Here is a 16,695-nt window from a genome sequence, read left to right as displayed (position 1 = left end):
ATGACAGCACCACTTATCTCGATCCGCAACTTATGCGTGGATTACATTACCGACGCAGGCGATGTACGCGCCTGCAATAACGTCAGCTTTGATATCGCTCCCGGTGAAGTGTTTGGCCTGGCCGGCGAGTCAGGTTGTGGTAAATCGACCGTCGCATTCTCGTTGATGCGCCTGCATAAGCCGCCCGCATTCATCACTGGTGGCGAAGTGATTTTCAACGGTGAAGACATTCTGAAATACAGCGATGACCAAATGCAGGCATTCCGCTGGAGCCAAATGTCGATGGTGTTCCAGAGTGCGATGAACGCCCTCAACCCGGTTCTGACCATGGAAGAGCAGTTCTGCGATGTGATCATGCGTCACACCACCATGAACCGCCAACAAGCGAAACGTCGTGCAGAAGGATTACTGGAAATTGTCGACATTCACCCTAGCCGTTTGAACGACTATCCGCACCAATTTTCCGGCGGCATGCGTCAACGTCTGGTGATTGCCATCGCTTTGGCGCTCAATCCAAAGATGATCATCATGGATGAGCCGACCACCGCACTGGATGTGGTGGTGCAGCGCGAGATCCTGCAAAAGATCTACGCCCTGAAAGAAGAATTTGGTTTTTCAATTTTGTTCATCACGCACGACTTGTCGCTGATGGTCGAATTCTCAGATCGCATCGGCATCATGTATTCCGGAGAACTGATTGAAGTCGCGCCGTCTAAAGAAATTCTGCAGAGCCCGTATCACCCCTACACCAAAGGCCTTGGCAGTTCGTTTCCACCATTAACCGGGCCAAAAACTCGCCTAACGGGCATTCCGGGGAACCCGCTCAACCTGCTGGAAATTCCACAGGGTTGTCGTTTTCAGGCACGCTGCGATCGCGTACACGAAACCTGTACCAAGATCCCAACCAGCCTGCGTCAAATCGAGCCGGGACGTTTATCCAACTGCCACCTGTATGGTGAGCCCATTGCCCAAGTGAAACTGTAAGTCCGGTAGAGACAGAATTTCTGGAGTCCAATATGAGTAAACAATTCGGCGAACTACTGGTGGAAGGCAAAAATCTGGTCAAGGATTTTCCGATCAACAGTAACGCACTCAAACAACCCATGATGCGCGCCATCAATGACGTGTCATTCAAAATGTACAAAAGCCGTGGTTTGTCCGTGGTGGGTGAATCCGGTTCGGGGAAATCCACCACCGCGAAAATGATCGCCAAAATGTATGCCCCGACCTCAGGCGAGATCGAGTACAAAGGGCGTGACATTCAAACGATCAAATCACGCTCTGACCTAATGCATTACCGCGAAGGCGTGCAAATGGTATGGCAAGATCCGTTCGGCTCACTCAACCCAACGCACACCATTTTTCACCACATTGCGCGCCCATTGTTGATCCACAAGAAGATCAAACCCGGCAATAAAAAAGAGTTACAAGAACGCGTTTATGACCTCTTAGAACAAGTGGGCCTGATCCCACCAAAAGAGACTGCGGAAAAGTACCCGCACCAACTTTCCGGCGGTCAACGTCAACGGGTCAACCTCGCACGAAACATTGCAGTCGGTGCAGAAGTGGTGTTGGCCGATGAGCCCACGTCCATGCTCGACGTCTCGATTCGTGCAGGGGTTTTGAACCTGATGGAAGAGATGAAGTTCGAGAAGCAAATGTCGCTGCTGTACATCACGCACGACATCGCGACTGCACGTTACATCGCCGAAGATCTCGCGGTGATGTACGTCGGCCACATGGTTGAATGGGGCGACACCGAAGCCATCATTCACGATCCTCAGCACCCTTACACACAACTGCTGGTGTCTGCAGTACCGGATCCGAAAAAATCGATCCACGAAAAGCTCAAAGGGAACAAAGGGGACATTCCGCTCTGGACCCCGGATTCGGTCGGTTGTCCGTTTGCGGGACGCTGCCTGCACGCCTCCGACAAATGTCGCGAGCAACTGCCCGGCGTCACCCAGTTGTCAGACAACCATTTTGTCCGTTGTTACTTGTACGAAAACTAAGTTCAAGCGCCTGCGTCGCAGGCGCCAATTCACTCGGAGACGTTGAATGCAGTTACTCATCAACCACATTGGCTATGAAACTTTCGGTCCCAAGCAAGCAGTTTTGCTAACGCATGTGGCCTATTTGCAAGTTGAAGAAGCCTTATTGGTTTGCGCCCGCACTCACCGAACGGTTGAGCGCATCGCTTTTCAATGTGGTGGCCAGGTTGCTCACTGGCATCAAGGGTATTTTCATCGTATTGATTTTTCTCATATTCGCCGTGAAGGCGAGTTCTATTTATGTGTCGAAACCGCGCAATCGCAGCCATTTACCATAGGTGAAGGGGTGCTGATGCAACGTACATTTTCCGATGTACTGCACTATTTCAAATCCCAACGCTGCGGCGGCACGTTTGACCAACAGGATAAGCACGTACCGCTTCTGGGCACATCAACCACTGCCGATGTGCACGGAGGCTGGTACGACGCTTCAGGTGACGTCAGTAAATATTTAAGTCACCTTTCTTACGCCAACTATTTGAACCCACAACAAACACCCATGGTGGTCTGGAACATGTTCAAAGGGCTGGCGCTTTTAGACAATCACTCGGGTTTTGCACCGTTTTCTCGCACTCGCCTCAAGGAAGAAGCGTTGTTTGGTGCTGATTTTCTGCTTCGCATGCAAAATCCCGAGGGATTTTTTTATATGACGGTCTTTGATCAATGGAGCAAAGACACGGCGCAACGGGAGATTTGCGCTTATGCCACTCAACAAGGCGCGAAGTCAGATGCCTATCAAGCAGGCTTTCGTCAGGGCGGCGGTATGGCGATCGCTGCCTTGGCTGCGGCGGCTCGCGAACGCATCGGCGGAGAGTTTACGCCACAGCATTATCTGGCTGCGGCTGAACACGGCTATTGGCATTTGAAAGCCAACAATGCACGTTACTTAGATGATGGCGAAGAGAACATCATCGATGAGTATTGCGCGCTGATGGCCGCGTGCGAACTGTACACGACCACGCAACAACCGGATTACTTGCACCAAGCACGCGAATGGGCCACTCGCTTGATGGCGCGTCAGCACAGCGACGACCAGCAGCAATATTTCTGGTCGGCCAACCGCGATGGCTCACGCCCCTATTATCACGCGGTCGAAGCAGGCTTACCTGCGCTGGCTTTGTGTCAATATCTGGCAATTGAAACCGAAAGCAACGCACGCCACAACGCCATACAAATTCTTCATCGCGCATGTCAGTTCGAGCTCAGCATCACGCATGAAGAGCACAACCCGTTTGGCTACCCACGCCAATACGTCAGCGATGTTCACGGCGGTAAACGCAGTGCCTTTTTTGTTACCCACGACAACGAAAGTGGGTACTGGTGGCAGGGCGAGAATGCGCGTTTGGCGTCACTGGCCACCATGGCCTTTGCTGCGCAAACCTACCTCACTGACGAGGCGCTGAAACACGCGCTGTTGCAAATGGCACACAACGCACTCGACTGGATTGTCGGCCTCAACCCCTACGACATGTGCATGCTCGACGGCCATGGTCGCAACAACCCAGACTACCTGCCTCAGCTGGGATTCTTTAATGCCAAGGGCGGCGTGTGCAACGGCATCACCGCCGGTTTCGATGATGAACAAGACATTGCCTTCAACCCCACACCGCACGATCAAGATCTGTTGCAAAACTGGCGTTGGGGCGAGCAATGGATTCCACATGGCGCTTGGTACCTACTGGCCATCATTCACCAATTTGAGTTTTTCTCAACGCAGCGAGGTGAGGCATGAAGGTCTATTACGCTGGCATTGATGGCGGTGGCACTTCCTGCCGCGCGCGTATTCGCGATGCGTCCGGTGCTTTGATTGGCGAAGCCAAGACCGGCAGCGCCAACCTGTTGCTTGGCGTGGAACGCACGATGGACGCCGTCATTCACGCCATCACCTTAGCCGCCGAACAAGGCGGCCTGAATGAAGGTGACTTTGGTCAACTGCACGTGGGCTTGGCGCTGGCTGGCGCTGAGCACCAAGCGACTTGGCATGCCTTTATGCAATTGCCACACCCGTTTGCGTCGCTCACGCTCAATACCGATGCCTATGGTGCGTGCCTCGGTGCGCACCACGGTGACAACGGCGCCATCATGATTGCTGGCACGGGTTCATGCGGTTTGTTCTTGCAAGACGGCCACCAGCATGTGGTCGGGGGGCGTGAGTTCCCGATCTCCGATCAGGGCAGTGGCGCGGTGATGGGACTGCGCCTGATTCAACAAGTGCTGCTGATTGAAGATGGTATTTATCCGGCCACGCCACTCAGTCAGTGTGTCATGCAGCATTTTGAACACGATGTTGACGCCATTGTCGCGTGGTCGAAAACCGCTTTACCTCGCGACTATGGTCAATTTTCGCCGCAGATTTTCGCGTTGGCGAATCAAGGTGACACGCTAGCAATGTCCCTGCTGAAACAGACCGCTGCGGATATCGAAATGTTTTTGAACGCCCTGCATCGCAAAGGGGCACAGCGAATCTGCTTGATGGGCAGCATCGCGGAACGCATTCACGCATGGTTATCCCCTCCCGTTCAGCAATGGATCGTCGCACCGCAAGCGGATGCGATGGAGGGCGTATTAATGTTTGCCGGCAAAGCCGAGCATAATTTGTATTAAGGGTTGCTCATGAACTATCGAATAGACTTCGCGGTATTGTCAGAACATCCACAGTTCTGCCGTTTTGGCTTGACGCTGCATAACCTCAGCGATCAGGACTTAAAGGCCTGGAGCCTGCATTTCACCATCGATCGCTACATTCAGCCCGATAGCATCAGTCACAGCCAGATTCATCAAGTCGGCAGTTTCTGTTCGCTCACGCCGGAGCAGGACGTAATAAAGGCCAACAGCCATTTCTACTGCGAATTCAGCATCAAAACCGCGCCGTTTCACTATTACACCGACGGCATCAAAGCCGCGTTTGTCCAAATTAATGATGTAGAGCCGCGGGTTCGTCACGACGTGATCGTCACCCCCATCGCACTCGCCTCCCCCTATCGGGAACGCAGCGAAATCCCGGCTACGGATGCCGCGACGTTGAGCCTGTTACCCAAACCCAATCATATCGAACGCTCGGATGGTGAATTTGCCCTTACCGCCGGCAGCCAGATTTCATTGCAATCTTCTTGTGCAGAAACTGCCGCCACGTGGCTCAAGCAAGAACTGACGCATCTCTATCAGTGGCAGCCACACGATATTGGCAGCGCCGACATTGTGCTACGCACCAACCCAACGCTGGATGAAGGCGCCTATCTGCTGTCGGTCGACCGCAAAGGTATTCGTTTGGAAGCCAGCAGCCACATCGGCTTTGTCCATGCCAGTGCGACATTGCTGCAATTGGTTCGCCCAGATGGCGACAACCTGCTGGTGCCACACATCGTTATCAAAGACGCACCGCGCTTTAAATACCGCGGCATGATGCTGGATTGCGCGCGTCATTTTCATCCGCTGGAGCGCGTTAAACGCCTCATCAACCAACTGGCGCATTACAAATTCAACACCTTTCATTGGCATCTGACCGATGATGAAGGTTGGCGCATCGAAATTAAGTCTCTGCCTCAATTGACCGACATTGGCGCGTGGCGCGGTGTGGATGAAGTCCTGGAACCGCAATACAGCCTGCTGACCGAAAAACACGGTGGCTTTTACACCCAAGAGGAGATCCGCGAGGTGATCGCCTACGCCGCAGAGCGCGGCATCACGGTGATTCCAGAAATTGACATTCCCGGTCACAGCCGAGCGGCGATCAAAGCCTTACCGGAATGGCTACTTGACGAAGATGACCAATCACAATACCGCAGCATTCAGTACTACAACGACAACGTGCTATCGCCAGCCCTGCCCGGCACCTACCGTTTTCTCGATTGCGTATTGGAGGAAGTGGCTGCGCTGTTTCCGAGCCATTTCATTCACATTGGCGCCGATGAAGTGCCAGATGGCGTGTGGGTCAACAGCCCGAAATGCCAGGCATTGATGGCAGAACAGGGCTACACCGACGCCAAAGAGTTACAAGGGCACCTGCTGCGCTATGCGGAGAAGAAGCTCAAATCACTCGGCAAACGCATGGTCGGTTGGGAAGAAGCGCAGCATGGCGACAAAGTCAGCAAAGATACCGTGATTTATTCTTGGTTATCCGAACAAGCCGCACTGAACTGCGCCCGTCAAGGGTTTGATGTCATTTTACAACCGGGTCAGTTTACGTATCTCGACATTGCTCAAGACTACGCGCCAGAAGAGCCGGGCGTCGACTGGGCCGGCGTGACACCACTGGAGCGTGCCTATCGCTACGAGCCGCTGGCCGAGGTGCCAGAACACGACCCGCTGCGTAAACGCATTTTGGGGATTCAGTGCGCGCTGTGGTGTGAACTGGTCAACAATCAAGACCGCATGGACTACATGATCTATCCGCGTTTGACCGCACTGGCGGAAGCGGCTTGGACACAAAAATCCCAGCGTGATTGGCTGGATTACCTGGCGCGCCTCAAAGGCCATTTACCCCAACTTGATCAACAAGGCATCCGCTACCGGGCGCCCTGGAAAGCATAACGCAACACGTTTTCTCTAGCATCGACATTGAGTGGCGCCAACGCGCCACTGTTTAAAAAGGAAATTACCATGAAATACGGCTATTTCGATAACGACAATCGCGAATACGTCATTACTCGTCCCGATGTTCCTGCACCTTGGACCAACTACCTCGGCACGGAAAAATTCTGCACCGTCATCTCCCATAATGCGGGGGGCTACTCGTTCTATCACTCACCCGAGTACAACCGTGTGACCAAGTTCCGTCCGAACTTCACGCAAGATCGTCCCGGGCATTACATTTATTTGCGCGATGATGAAACTGGTGATTTCTGGTCGGTCTCTTGGCAGCCCGTTGCCAAAAACCTTGACGATGCCCATTACGAAGTGCGCCATGGTTTGTCCTACTCCAAATTCCGTTGTGATTACAACGGCATTGTGGCCACGAAAACGTTGTTCGTACCAAAAGGCGAAGATGCGCAGGTGTGGGATGTTGAAATTGAAAACACCTCCGATCAACCACGCACGATCAGCGCATTCGGCTATGTTGAGTTCTCGTTCAGCCACATCGCCTCAGACAACCAGAACCACCAGATGTCACTCTACTCTGCGGGCACCGAATACAACAATGGCGTTCTGGAATACGACCTGTACTACAACACTGATGATTTCCTCGGATTCTACTACCTGACCGCCACGTTTGATGCGGATAGTTACGACGGTCAGCGTGATGCGTTTCTCGGCATGTACCGCGACGAAGCCAACCCGATTGCCGTTGCTAACGGTCGCTGCTCGAACAGCGCGCAAACCTGCTACAACCACTGTGGCGCCCTGCACAAACAGTTTGTATTGCAACCGGGTGAAAAAGTCCGCTTTGCGGTGATTCTGGGGGTCGGTAAAGGCAACGGAGAGAAACTACGAGCGAAATATCAAGACCTCAGCCAAGTCGATGCTGCTTTTGCGGGCATCAAACAGCATTGGGACGAACGCTGCGCGAAATTCCAAGTGCGTTCCCCCAACCAAGGTTTGGACACCATGATCAACGCTTGGACTCTGTATCAAGCCGAAACCTGCGTGGTGTGGTCACGCTTTGCCTCGTTCATTGAAGTCGGTGGTCGCACAGGCTTGGGTTATCGCGACACCGCGCAAGATGCGATCTCCGTCCCGCACACCAACCCCGCCATGACCCGTAAACGTCTGGTGGATCTGTTGCGTGGGCAAGTGAAAGCGGGCTACGGGCTGCACTTGTTTGATCCAGATTGGTTCGATCCAGAAAAAGCCGATGTCAAACCGTCGAAATCACCGACGGTGGTCCCGACCCCATCGGATGAAGACAAGATCCACGGCATCAAAGACACCTGCTCGGATGACCACCTGTGGATCGTGCCGACCATTCTCAACTTCGTCAAAGAGACGGGGGATCTGAGCTTTATTGATGAAGTGATCCCTTATGCTGACGGCGGCGATGCGACCGTGTACCAACACATGATGGCAGCCTTGGATTTCTCTGCGGAATACGTGGGTCAAACCGGTATTTGTAAAGGCTTACGCGCCGACTGGAACGACTGCCTCAACCTTGGCGGCGGCGAGTCTGCCATGGTGTCCTTCCTGCATTTCTGGGCGTTGGAAGCGTTCTTGGAACTGGCACGTCATCGTCAAGATGCGGCAGCCATCGACAAATATCAGGCGATGGCCAACGGCGTGCGCGAAGCATGTGAAACCCATTTATGGGATGACAATGGCGGCTGGTACATTCGCGGCCTGACCAAAGATGGCGACAAAATCGGCACGTTTGAGCAACAGGAAGGCAAGGTTCACCTTGAGTCCAATACGCTGGCCGTCTTGTCTGGCGCCGTCTCTCAACAGCGCGGCGAAAAAGCCATGGATGCCGTGTATGAGTACCTGTTCTCCCCATACGGTTTACACCTCAACGCCCCCTCGTTTGCAACGCCCAACGATGACATCGGTTTTGTCACCCGCGTCTACCAAGGCGTGAAAGAAAACGGTGCGATTTTCTCGCATCCGAACCCGTGGGCATGGGTCGCCGAAGCCAAACTGGGACGCGGTGATCGCGCGATGGAATTCTACGATTCGCTCAACCCATACAACCAGAACGACATCATTGAAACGCGCGTGGCAGAGCCATATTCCTACGTGCAATTCATCATGGGTCGCGACCACCAAGATCACGGCCGTGCAAACCACCCTTGGCTCACCGGTACATCGGGCTGGGCCTACTACGCGACCACCAACTTCATTTTGGGAGTGCGTACCGGATTTGACACCTTGACCGTGGATCCATGTATTCCTGCCGCTTGGCCGGGCTTTGAGGTCACGCGCGAGTGGCGCGGTGCGATGTATCACATCTCAGTCCAAAACCCGAATGGCGTCAGCAAAGGCGTGCAATCGATTCTGGTCAACGGTGAAGCGGTCGATGCCATTGATGCCCAACCGGCAGGCAGCGAAAATCAAGTCACGGTGATTTTAGGTTAATCCGATTTCGGGTGCCGCCCAGCGGCACCCTCGTAAGGAGACATAGCATGATTCAATTTGGTACGGGTGGTTGGCGCGCCTTTATCGGCGAAGAGTTTACCAAAGACAACGTTCGTCTGGTCGCACAAGCCGTGGCCAACATCATCAACCACGAGCAAGTGGCCGACAGCGGATTCGTGATCGGTTATGACCGCCGTTTTCTGTCAGACAAAGCAGGCCGTTGGTTTGCCGAGGTCTTGGCAGGTAACCACATCACCGTCAGCTTCATTGATAAGTTTGTGCCCACGCCGGTGGTGATGTATAAGGCCAAAGCGATGAACTGCGCCTATTCTGCGTGCATCACCGCCTCACATAACCCGGCGGACTACAACGGGATCAAAGTCTTCATTCAAGGTGGACGCGACGCCGATGAAGTGATCACCCACAAGATCGAGCAGCAAGTTGGCACACTGACTGCATCCGACGTCCGCAGCGAAGACTTTGATCAAGCGGTCGCCAACGGTCGCATTCAAGTGATCAACCCAATGAATGAGTTTGTCGATTCGATCATCGACTTTATCGACATTGAAGCGATCAAACGCGCCAACCTGCGTGTGTTGATCGATCCGATGTTTGGCGTGGCGAAAAACGCGCTGCAAACCGTCTTGATCAGTGGCCGCTGTGACGTCGACGTGATCAACGATGGCAAAAACCCAGATTTCGGTGGCTTGATGCCTTCACCCAGCGCTGCAACACTGTATCGCCTGCAACACTTGGTCAAAGATGAAGGCTACGACATTGGTATTGGCACCGATGGCGATGCCGACCGTTTGGGAATCATTGACGAAAAAGGTCACTTCATTCATCCCAATGAAGTGCTGTTGCTGCTCTACTACTACCTACTTGAATACAAAGGCTGGAAAGGCTCAGTGGTGCGTAATATCGCGACCACGCATCTGCTAGATAAAGTCGCCGCCGACCATGGCGAAAAGAGCTTTGAGGTTCCGGTAGGCTTTAAGCACATCAGCTCCCAAATGGAGGCCGACGACTCACTGATCGGCGGCGAAAGTTCCGGCGGTCTGACCATTCGTGGTCACATTAAAGGCAAAGATGGTGTATTCGCATCGAGCCTATTGGTGGAAATGATCAGTGTAACGGGGAAAAAGCTGTCTGAATTGCTGAGCGAAATCTACAACCGCTATGGCTATGCATACACTGCCGAAGGGGATTGTAAATTTAAGCCCGCGCAGAAAGCAGAACTCTACTCGAAACTCTACGTGGAAAAACAGTTGCCTGAATTTGAATTTGAGGTTGAAAAAGTCAGCTACGAAGATGGGGCGAAAGTCTATTTCCGTAACGGCGGCTGGGTGATTGCGCGCTTCTCCGGCACCGAACCTCTGCTGCGTATCTTTGCTGAAATGCACGACAAAGACACCGCAGAACGAGTTTTACAGCAAATGAAACAATTTCTGTCCTTGTAATCCAGCGCTGTAAAAAACCAAAGCCCGGTCTGTCCACCGGGCTTTTTTTGTCTTATGCAAAGGCCAATACGCCTTGTGTATCAATGTTCACAGCCACGGTTTGTCCCACAGACAAACCTTGCGATGAAGTCGCCAATAACGTGGAACCATGTGCATCAATCACATAGCGACAATGATCGCCCATAAATTGCTGTTCGAGTACCACAACGCTGCTCTCGGCATCGGCGCGAATCATGACCTGTTGGGGACGCAGTAGCAGCTCACATTCACTGCCCGGCGCAATACTTTGCTGCGCCTGCGCGTCCACCACACCGAGCGGCGTTTGATAACGCTGTTCATCGATACGTGTCGCAGGCAGGTAACTGCCGCCACCTAGAAAATCAGCAACAAACTTGCTCGACGGACGATAATACAACGCCGACGCGGTGCCGTATTGCTCGATAACCCCGTGATTCATCACCGCCATTTTGTCGGCAAAGGCAAACGCCTCTTCTCGCGAGTGAGTGACAAAAATCGCTGTCACCCCCTGCTTTTTGAAGATCTTACGAATCTCGGCAATCAGGTCATGGCGCACCTGAGTGTCAATATTGGAAAATGGTTCATCCAGCAGCAGTAGATCGGGCTTATAGGCCAGTGAACGTGCGATTGCCACACGTTGCTGCTGTCCACCTGAAAGTTGGTGCGGATACCGGTCGCCATAACCACTTAAATGCACTAACTCCAACATCTGTTGAACTTGCAACTGACGCACCGTCGTCGACATGTGGCGCAAACCAAAAGCGATATTGTCCGCCACGGTCAAATGGGGGAACAGCGCATAGTCTTGGAAGATCATCCCGATGTTGCGTTGCTCGGGTGGCAGCCAATGCTCGCCATCGTCAATCGTAACGCCATTGAGACTCATGATGCCCGACGACAAGGGCAACAACCCCGCGATCGCTTTCAGTAAGGTCGTTTTTCCGCAACCACTGGCCCCCAACAAACACACAATCTCACCCTGTTCGACATTCAGCGACAGTGATTCCAGGACCGTTTGCGTCTCGTACTGACAAGTCAGATGTTGAATCGATAATGCACAGCTCATCAGTGGGTTTGCTCCAGAGAACGGTTAACAACAACAAGAGGGATCAGACCGACCAGCACCAGTAACACAGCAGGCAACGCCGCCAATTCCAAATGCTCATCGGAGGCATAATTGTACACGTAGGTGGCCAAGGTTTCGAAGTTGAACGGACGCAGTAACAGCGCAGCATTGAGCTCTTTCATCGACTCAATGAACACCAACAGACCCGCAATCAGCGCGCCGCGCCGCACCAACGGTAAATGCACTCGCCACAACATGCCATTGGCTTGGCAGCCCATTGTCCGCGCCGCCATATCCAGCGACGGCGAAATGCGGTTTAAACTGCTTTCAATGCTGCCAATGGCCACCGCCGAAAAACGCACAATCAGCGCAAAAATAATGGCAAACATGGTCCCGGAGAAAATTAATCCCGGCCGGCCCCAATGCATCGCTTTGGCCACATCGTTGACCGCATGATCGAGCGTTAACACTGGCACCATCACGCCAATGGCAAGTACGGTTCCCGGCACCGCATAGCCCATGGACGAGAGGCGCATCAATGCAATGCTGGGGCGATTTTGTTTCAGCCGCGCGTAGAAATTCACCACCAACGCCACACTCACAGCAATCACCGCAGCACTCAGCGAAACTTGCAGGCTGTTCCACGCGTATTCACGAAACTCTGCCGTCCAACTTTGCTCAAAGTAGGTATAGGCGTAGCTGAGCAGTTGCAGTAGCGGAAAGATAAAGGCCACGCACACCAGCCCCCAGCACCACAACAATGCCGCCCATTTTTTCCACCCTTGCAAGGTGTAACGAAAATCTTCATGGCTATTGAATTGGCTCTGATAAAGCTTTTGCCGGCGGCGACTGTAGCGCTCAGCGCTGAGGAGCAGCAGTACAATCACCAACATCACCGCAGAAATTTTGGCCGCGGCGGTTAAATTGGAATAATTCATCCAGGTGTCATATACCGCCGTGGTTAGCGTGTTCACGGCGAAGTAGCTCACCGTGCCAAAATCGCCCACGGTTTCCATCGCCACCAGCGATAAAGCAACCGCAATCGATGGGCGAACTAATGGCAGCGAGATACGACGAAAGCTTTCCCATGGTGAGCATTTCAGCAAACGCGCCGACTGCAACAGCGACACATTCTGCTCCATGAACGAAGCGCGACACATCAGATACACGTAGGGATACAAGACCAACGCCAGCACCATGCTGGCACCGCCCAAAGAGCGAATATCCGGAAAGTAATACTCGCCCGCCATCCAGCCCGTTTGTTCACGTAGCCAAACCTGAATCGGCCCCGCGTAATCAAACCACCCGGTAAAGATATAACCGACGATATAACCGGGAATGGCGAGCGGCAGCACCAGCGCCCATTGCAGCATTTTTTCGCCCGGTAGACGACACATCGCCATCAACCAAGCACTGGGAATACCAAACACCAGCGAAAGCGCCATCACGCTCAACGTGAGAAGGACGGTGTTCAGCGCATAGGTGGGCATCACAGTCGACATCAGATGCGCAAAGACATCATCCGTTTGACCGATGGCGGTAAAGAAGATCGCTAAGATCGGCAAAACCAGCAGGGTTGCCAAAGCCACACTACTGGTTTTCCATAAAAGGTGTTTTTCTTTCATTGCCTAGAAACTGTCAGGCGCTATAAGGCATAAATGCATCTGCAAATACATCTCATATCCCTTTAATAAATCAGGGGTATAGTTATACCCCTAGACTCATTTACAGGTCAAATTTGACTTCGTCCAACAGCTTGATCGCTGCGGCGTGATTGTCGGCAATTTTCTCGAGCGGCAAAGCGTCAGACTTAAACTCGCCCCAAGATGCCACCAGTTTTGAGCGCTCAACACCAGGTTTCACTGGATACTCAAAGTTCACGTCGGCATACATGTGCTGCGCGGTCTCACCGGTCAAAAACTCCATCAACTTCACCGCGTTGTCACGGTTCGGTGCGTATTTGGCCATGGCCATACCGCTCACATTGACGTGTGTGCCTTGCGCTTGTTGACCCGGGAAGTTGATGAACACCGATTCAGCCCACGTTTTCTGCTCTTTGTCTTCTAGCATTTTACCAAGGTAGTAGCTGTTGCCCAGCGACAAATCACACAGGCCTTCTTTGATGGCGCGAACTTGGTCGCGATCGTTGCCTTGCGGTTTACGCGCCAAGTTCGCTTTTACCCCTTGCAACCACGTTTTGGTTTCCGCTTCACCGTGATTTGCGATCATCGCCGCCACCAGCGCAATGTTGTAAGGGTGTTTTCCGCTACGCGTACAGATCTTGCCTTTGTATTGTGGATTCGCCAGATCAAGATAATCGAAATCGTCACCCAGTTTGCCTACGCGGTCACGTGATGAGTAAACGCTGCGCGTACGAATGGTCAAAGCGAACCACTCTTCACTACTGTCACGGTATTGCGCCGGAATGTTTTCATCGATCACCGCACTCTTGACCGGCTGGGTTAAGCCTTTGTCCGACAGTTCAAACAGACGGCTGAATTCTGAAGTCAAAATGACATCGGCGGGGCTGTATTCCCCTTCTTGAGCCAATTTTTCTGCAATGCCTTCTTTAGCAAACTTCACGTTGACCTGAATTCCGGTCTCTTGCGTGAACTCTTTAAACATCGGTTCAATCAGGAAAGGTTGACGGTAAGAGTACACATTGACTTCGTCAGCCGCTATCGCTGAAGGGGCCATCACGCAGCCTGCGAGTGCCGATAGAGCCAGCAGTTTTTTCATGGTTCAAGTCCTTTAATATTGCTAATGATAACACTTATCAATTGCGTAAATTATATTGACCAAGCCTAATAAAACAATCAGCAAAAATAAAAAACCTGCCACATAGGGCAGGTTTTTAGCAAAGGTTTTGTAACGAATTATTACTTCACTGTCACAAACTCAGGGTAAGACTCTACACCGCAGTCGTGCATGTCCATACCGGTCATCTCTTCTTCTTCAGAGACACGGATACCCATCGTCGCTTTCAGGATGCCCCACACAATCAGGCTGGCAATGAAGACCCAAGCAAAGATCACCACCGAACCGAGCAACTGAGCACCGAACGTCGTATCTGCATTGCTCAGAGGCACAACCATCAGACCAAAGAAACCACACACACCGTGAACCGAGATAGCGCCCACTGGATCATCGATTTTCAATTTATCCAGCGCCACAATCGCGAACACCACAATCACACCTGCAACCGCACCGATTGCCACCGAGTATAGTGGTGATGGTGACAGCGGATCCGCTGTAATCGCAACAAGGCCTGCCAACGCACCGTTCAGCACCATCGTTAGGTCAGCTTTGCCCCACGTGGTTTTACATACCAGCAGCGCAGCAATCGCACCGGCAGCAGGCGCCGCGTTGGTGTTGAGGAACACTTTACCGACAGCGGTCGCGTTTTCAAAGTCAGACACCATCAATTGAGAGCCGCCGTTGAAGCCGAACCAACCGAACCACAGGATGAATGTACCCAACGTCGCCAGTGGCATGTTGGAACCTGGAATCGGGTAAACTTCGCCGTTTTTGCCATATTTCCCTTTACGTGCACCCAGCAATAGAACCCCTGCCAGCGCCGCAGCTGCACCCGCCATGTGAACGATACCTGAACCCGCGAAGTCGCTGAAACCAGCCGCAGACAGGAAGCCGCCGCCCCAAGTCCAGTACCCTTCAATGGTGTAGATGAAGGTTGTAAACACAACCGCGAAAATCAGGAAAGCCCACAGTTTCATACGCTCTGCAACGGCGCCCGAGACCACAGACATGGATGTGGCCACAAACACCACTTGGAAGAAGAAATCCGACTCGAGAGAGTGGTCCGCGCCATCTGCTTGGCTACCAATCAAGGCACCAAAAGATGGTAACCAACCCGCTTCGGCATTATCAACATACATGATGTTGTAGCCGACCACGAGGTAAGTGGTACAAGCAATCGCGTACAGTACAAAGTTTTTAGTCAGAATTTCCGTGGTGTTTTTTGAACGCACGAGGCCAGCTTCCAGCATGGCAAATCCTGCCGCCATCCACATGACCAATGCGCCCGAAATGAGGAAAAAGAATGTATCCAGTGCGTAGCGTAACTCCGCTACCGTAACTGACAGTTCCATAATAGTCGTCTCCAGTCCTTTGAATCTTAAAGTGCTTCCGCGTCCATTTCGCCAGTGCGAATACGAACTGCGTGGCTCAAGTCGTAAACAAAAATTTTGCCATCGCCAATCTTGCCCGTGTGTGCGGCTTTGATGATCGCTTCTAGCACACGATCGACATTGTCCGCTTGTGTGGCGATTTCGATTTTCACCTTCGGTAGAAAGTCCACTTGGTACTCTGCACCACGGTAAAGTTCGGTATGACCTTTCTGACGGCCAAAGCCTTTGACTTCTGATACGGTCATCCCTTCGATGCCGACATCGGCCAGGGCTTCACGAACATCGTCAAGTTTGAATGGTTTGATGATTGCGTTAATGAGTTTCATCGCGTCCTCTCTGAAGCTGTAGTCCATTTACAGTTCTATTAATCCAAGGTGCGTGCCAACTTTTTAACTGATTGATAAATAATAACTTAGTGAGATTTCGCTTCAAAAAACAAAAAGGGTTGCACATTTATTGTGCAACCCTTTCCCAAAAATAAGGCGACTTTTGCTTTCTTCACCACATGGGTGCAGCTTGACGAGAGGCCAACTCAGTAACCGGCGAGGAAATCCTGCCATTGCATCAACAGCGACTCAAAATCTTCCAGGCCGCACTGCGCCACACTCTCACTGTCATAAAGTTCAAATTCACTTTCTAACTCAATATCATGGCCATAGTTCAGCGCGTTATCCTGCACCGTCACTTCGTCCCCACAAATCATCAGTGAGATTTCACGCCCCGGGTATGACCACTCTTGTGCAGGACATTGGTGCGCTTTTTCCAACAGCCCCAACACATGCTCGATTTTTGTGCGATCTTGCGCGATTTCTTCTTGTAGCCAGCGAGCCACAATCTGATGTTCCATGCTGCAGGTGACGTAATACTCGCCCAGCAGCGTATTTTTGGTGAATTCAAATTCCATCGATGATGACCGATTAATGACGATGGCGCGAGTATAGCGCCAGCGA

The 16,695-nt window shown here is 52.4% G+C and carries 13 protein-coding genes; 7 read left to right on the top strand and 6 right to left on the bottom strand.

Going from position 1 to position 16,695, the window contains the following annotated elements; genetic code table 11:
- The 7 genes from ACF8PK_RS22220 to ACF8PK_RS22190 all read left to right on the top strand — a co-directional run bounded on the left by ACF8PK_RS22220 (window position 1) and on the right by ACF8PK_RS22190 (window position 10,513).
- A complete protein-coding gene (locus tag ACF8PK_RS22220) occupies window positions 1-984 on the top strand; it encodes an ABC transporter ATP-binding protein (protein ID WP_004729003.1) in 984 nt (327 codons plus the stop codon).
- A gap of 32 nt (window positions 985-1,016) precedes the next feature.
- The gene (locus ACF8PK_RS22215) at window positions 1,017-2,012 is read left to right on the top strand and encodes an ABC transporter ATP-binding protein (protein ID WP_004729005.1); all 996 of its coding nucleotides are present in this window, start codon (window positions 1,017-1,019) and stop codon (window positions 2,010-2,012) included.
- 46 nt (window positions 2,013-2,058) lie between these two features.
- Window positions 2,059-3,783, top strand: coding sequence for a glycoside hydrolase family 9 protein (locus ACF8PK_RS22210; RefSeq protein WP_014204480.1), 1,725 nt, complete (start codon window positions 2,059-2,061; stop codon window positions 3,781-3,783).
- Window positions 3,780-4,655 carry a BadF/BadG/BcrA/BcrD ATPase family protein gene (locus ACF8PK_RS22205; protein ID WP_392443618.1) on the top strand — a complete coding sequence of 292 codons (876 nt, stop codon included), beginning with the start codon at window positions 3,780-3,782 and terminating at the stop codon, window positions 4,653-4,655. Before ACF8PK_RS22210 ends, ACF8PK_RS22205 begins: the two co-directional genes overlap by 4 nt.
- Window positions 4,656-4,664: 9 nt before the next feature.
- Complete coding sequence (locus ACF8PK_RS22200) at window positions 4,665-6,581, top strand: beta-N-acetylhexosaminidase (RefSeq protein ID WP_392443616.1); 1,917 nt, start codon at window positions 4,665-4,667, stop codon at window positions 6,579-6,581.
- Window positions 6,582-6,650: 69 nt separating this feature from the next.
- Window positions 6,651-9,053 (top strand): GH36-type glycosyl hydrolase domain-containing protein, encoded by a 2,403-nt coding sequence (locus ACF8PK_RS22195; protein WP_392443613.1) that lies wholly within the window; start codon window positions 6,651-6,653, stop codon window positions 9,051-9,053.
- 47 nt (window positions 9,054-9,100) lie between these two features.
- The gene (locus ACF8PK_RS22190) at window positions 9,101-10,513 is read left to right on the top strand and encodes a phosphoglucomutase/phosphomannomutase family protein (RefSeq protein ID WP_004729021.1); all 1,413 of its coding nucleotides are present in this window, start codon (window positions 9,101-9,103) and stop codon (window positions 10,511-10,513) included.
- 52 nt (window positions 10,514-10,565) lie between these two features.
- On the opposite strand, the gene ACF8PK_RS22185 is transcribed toward ACF8PK_RS22190, so the two are convergent.
- From ACF8PK_RS22185 to ACF8PK_RS22160, 6 genes are all read right to left on the bottom strand, one after another.
- Window positions 10,566-11,597 (bottom strand): ABC transporter ATP-binding protein, encoded by a 1,032-nt coding sequence (locus tag ACF8PK_RS22185; RefSeq protein ID WP_392443610.1) that lies wholly within the window; start codon window positions 11,595-11,597, stop codon window positions 10,566-10,568.
- Window positions 11,597-13,222 (bottom strand): ABC transporter permease, encoded by a 1,626-nt coding sequence (locus ACF8PK_RS22180; RefSeq protein WP_392443608.1) that lies wholly within the window; start codon window positions 13,220-13,222, stop codon window positions 11,597-11,599. Before ACF8PK_RS22180 ends, ACF8PK_RS22185 begins: the two co-directional genes overlap by 1 nt.
- A 100-nt stretch (window positions 13,223-13,322) precedes the next feature.
- Window positions 13,323-14,336: a Fe(3+) ABC transporter substrate-binding protein gene (locus ACF8PK_RS22175; protein ID WP_392443605.1), complete on the bottom strand. Its 1,014-nt coding sequence runs from the start codon at window positions 14,334-14,336 to the stop codon at window positions 13,323-13,325.
- A gap of 140 nt (window positions 14,337-14,476) precedes the next feature.
- Window positions 14,477-15,706, bottom strand: a complete 1,230-nt coding sequence (locus ACF8PK_RS22170; RefSeq protein ID WP_392443602.1) for an ammonium transporter — start codon at window positions 15,704-15,706, stop codon at window positions 14,477-14,479.
- A gap of 26 nt (window positions 15,707-15,732) precedes the next feature.
- Entirely contained in the window at window positions 15,733-16,071 is a 339-nt protein-coding gene (locus ACF8PK_RS22165) for a P-II family nitrogen regulator (protein ID WP_004729026.1), read from the bottom strand.
- Between the two features lie 206 nt (window positions 16,072-16,277).
- Window positions 16,278-16,649, bottom strand: a complete 372-nt coding sequence (locus ACF8PK_RS22160) for a YacL family protein (protein ID WP_143680357.1) — start codon at window positions 16,647-16,649, stop codon at window positions 16,278-16,280.
- Window positions 16,650-16,695 lie beyond the last annotated feature (46 nt).

The organism is Vibrio sp. CJQ_6, from assembly GCF_043106745.1.
GTDB classification, from domain to species: domain Bacteria; phylum Pseudomonadota; class Gammaproteobacteria; order Enterobacterales; family Vibrionaceae; genus Vibrio; species Vibrio furnissii.
The sequence above is the reverse complement of the archived record's forward strand: the minus strand, read 5'-3'. Positions and strand labels throughout refer to the sequence as shown.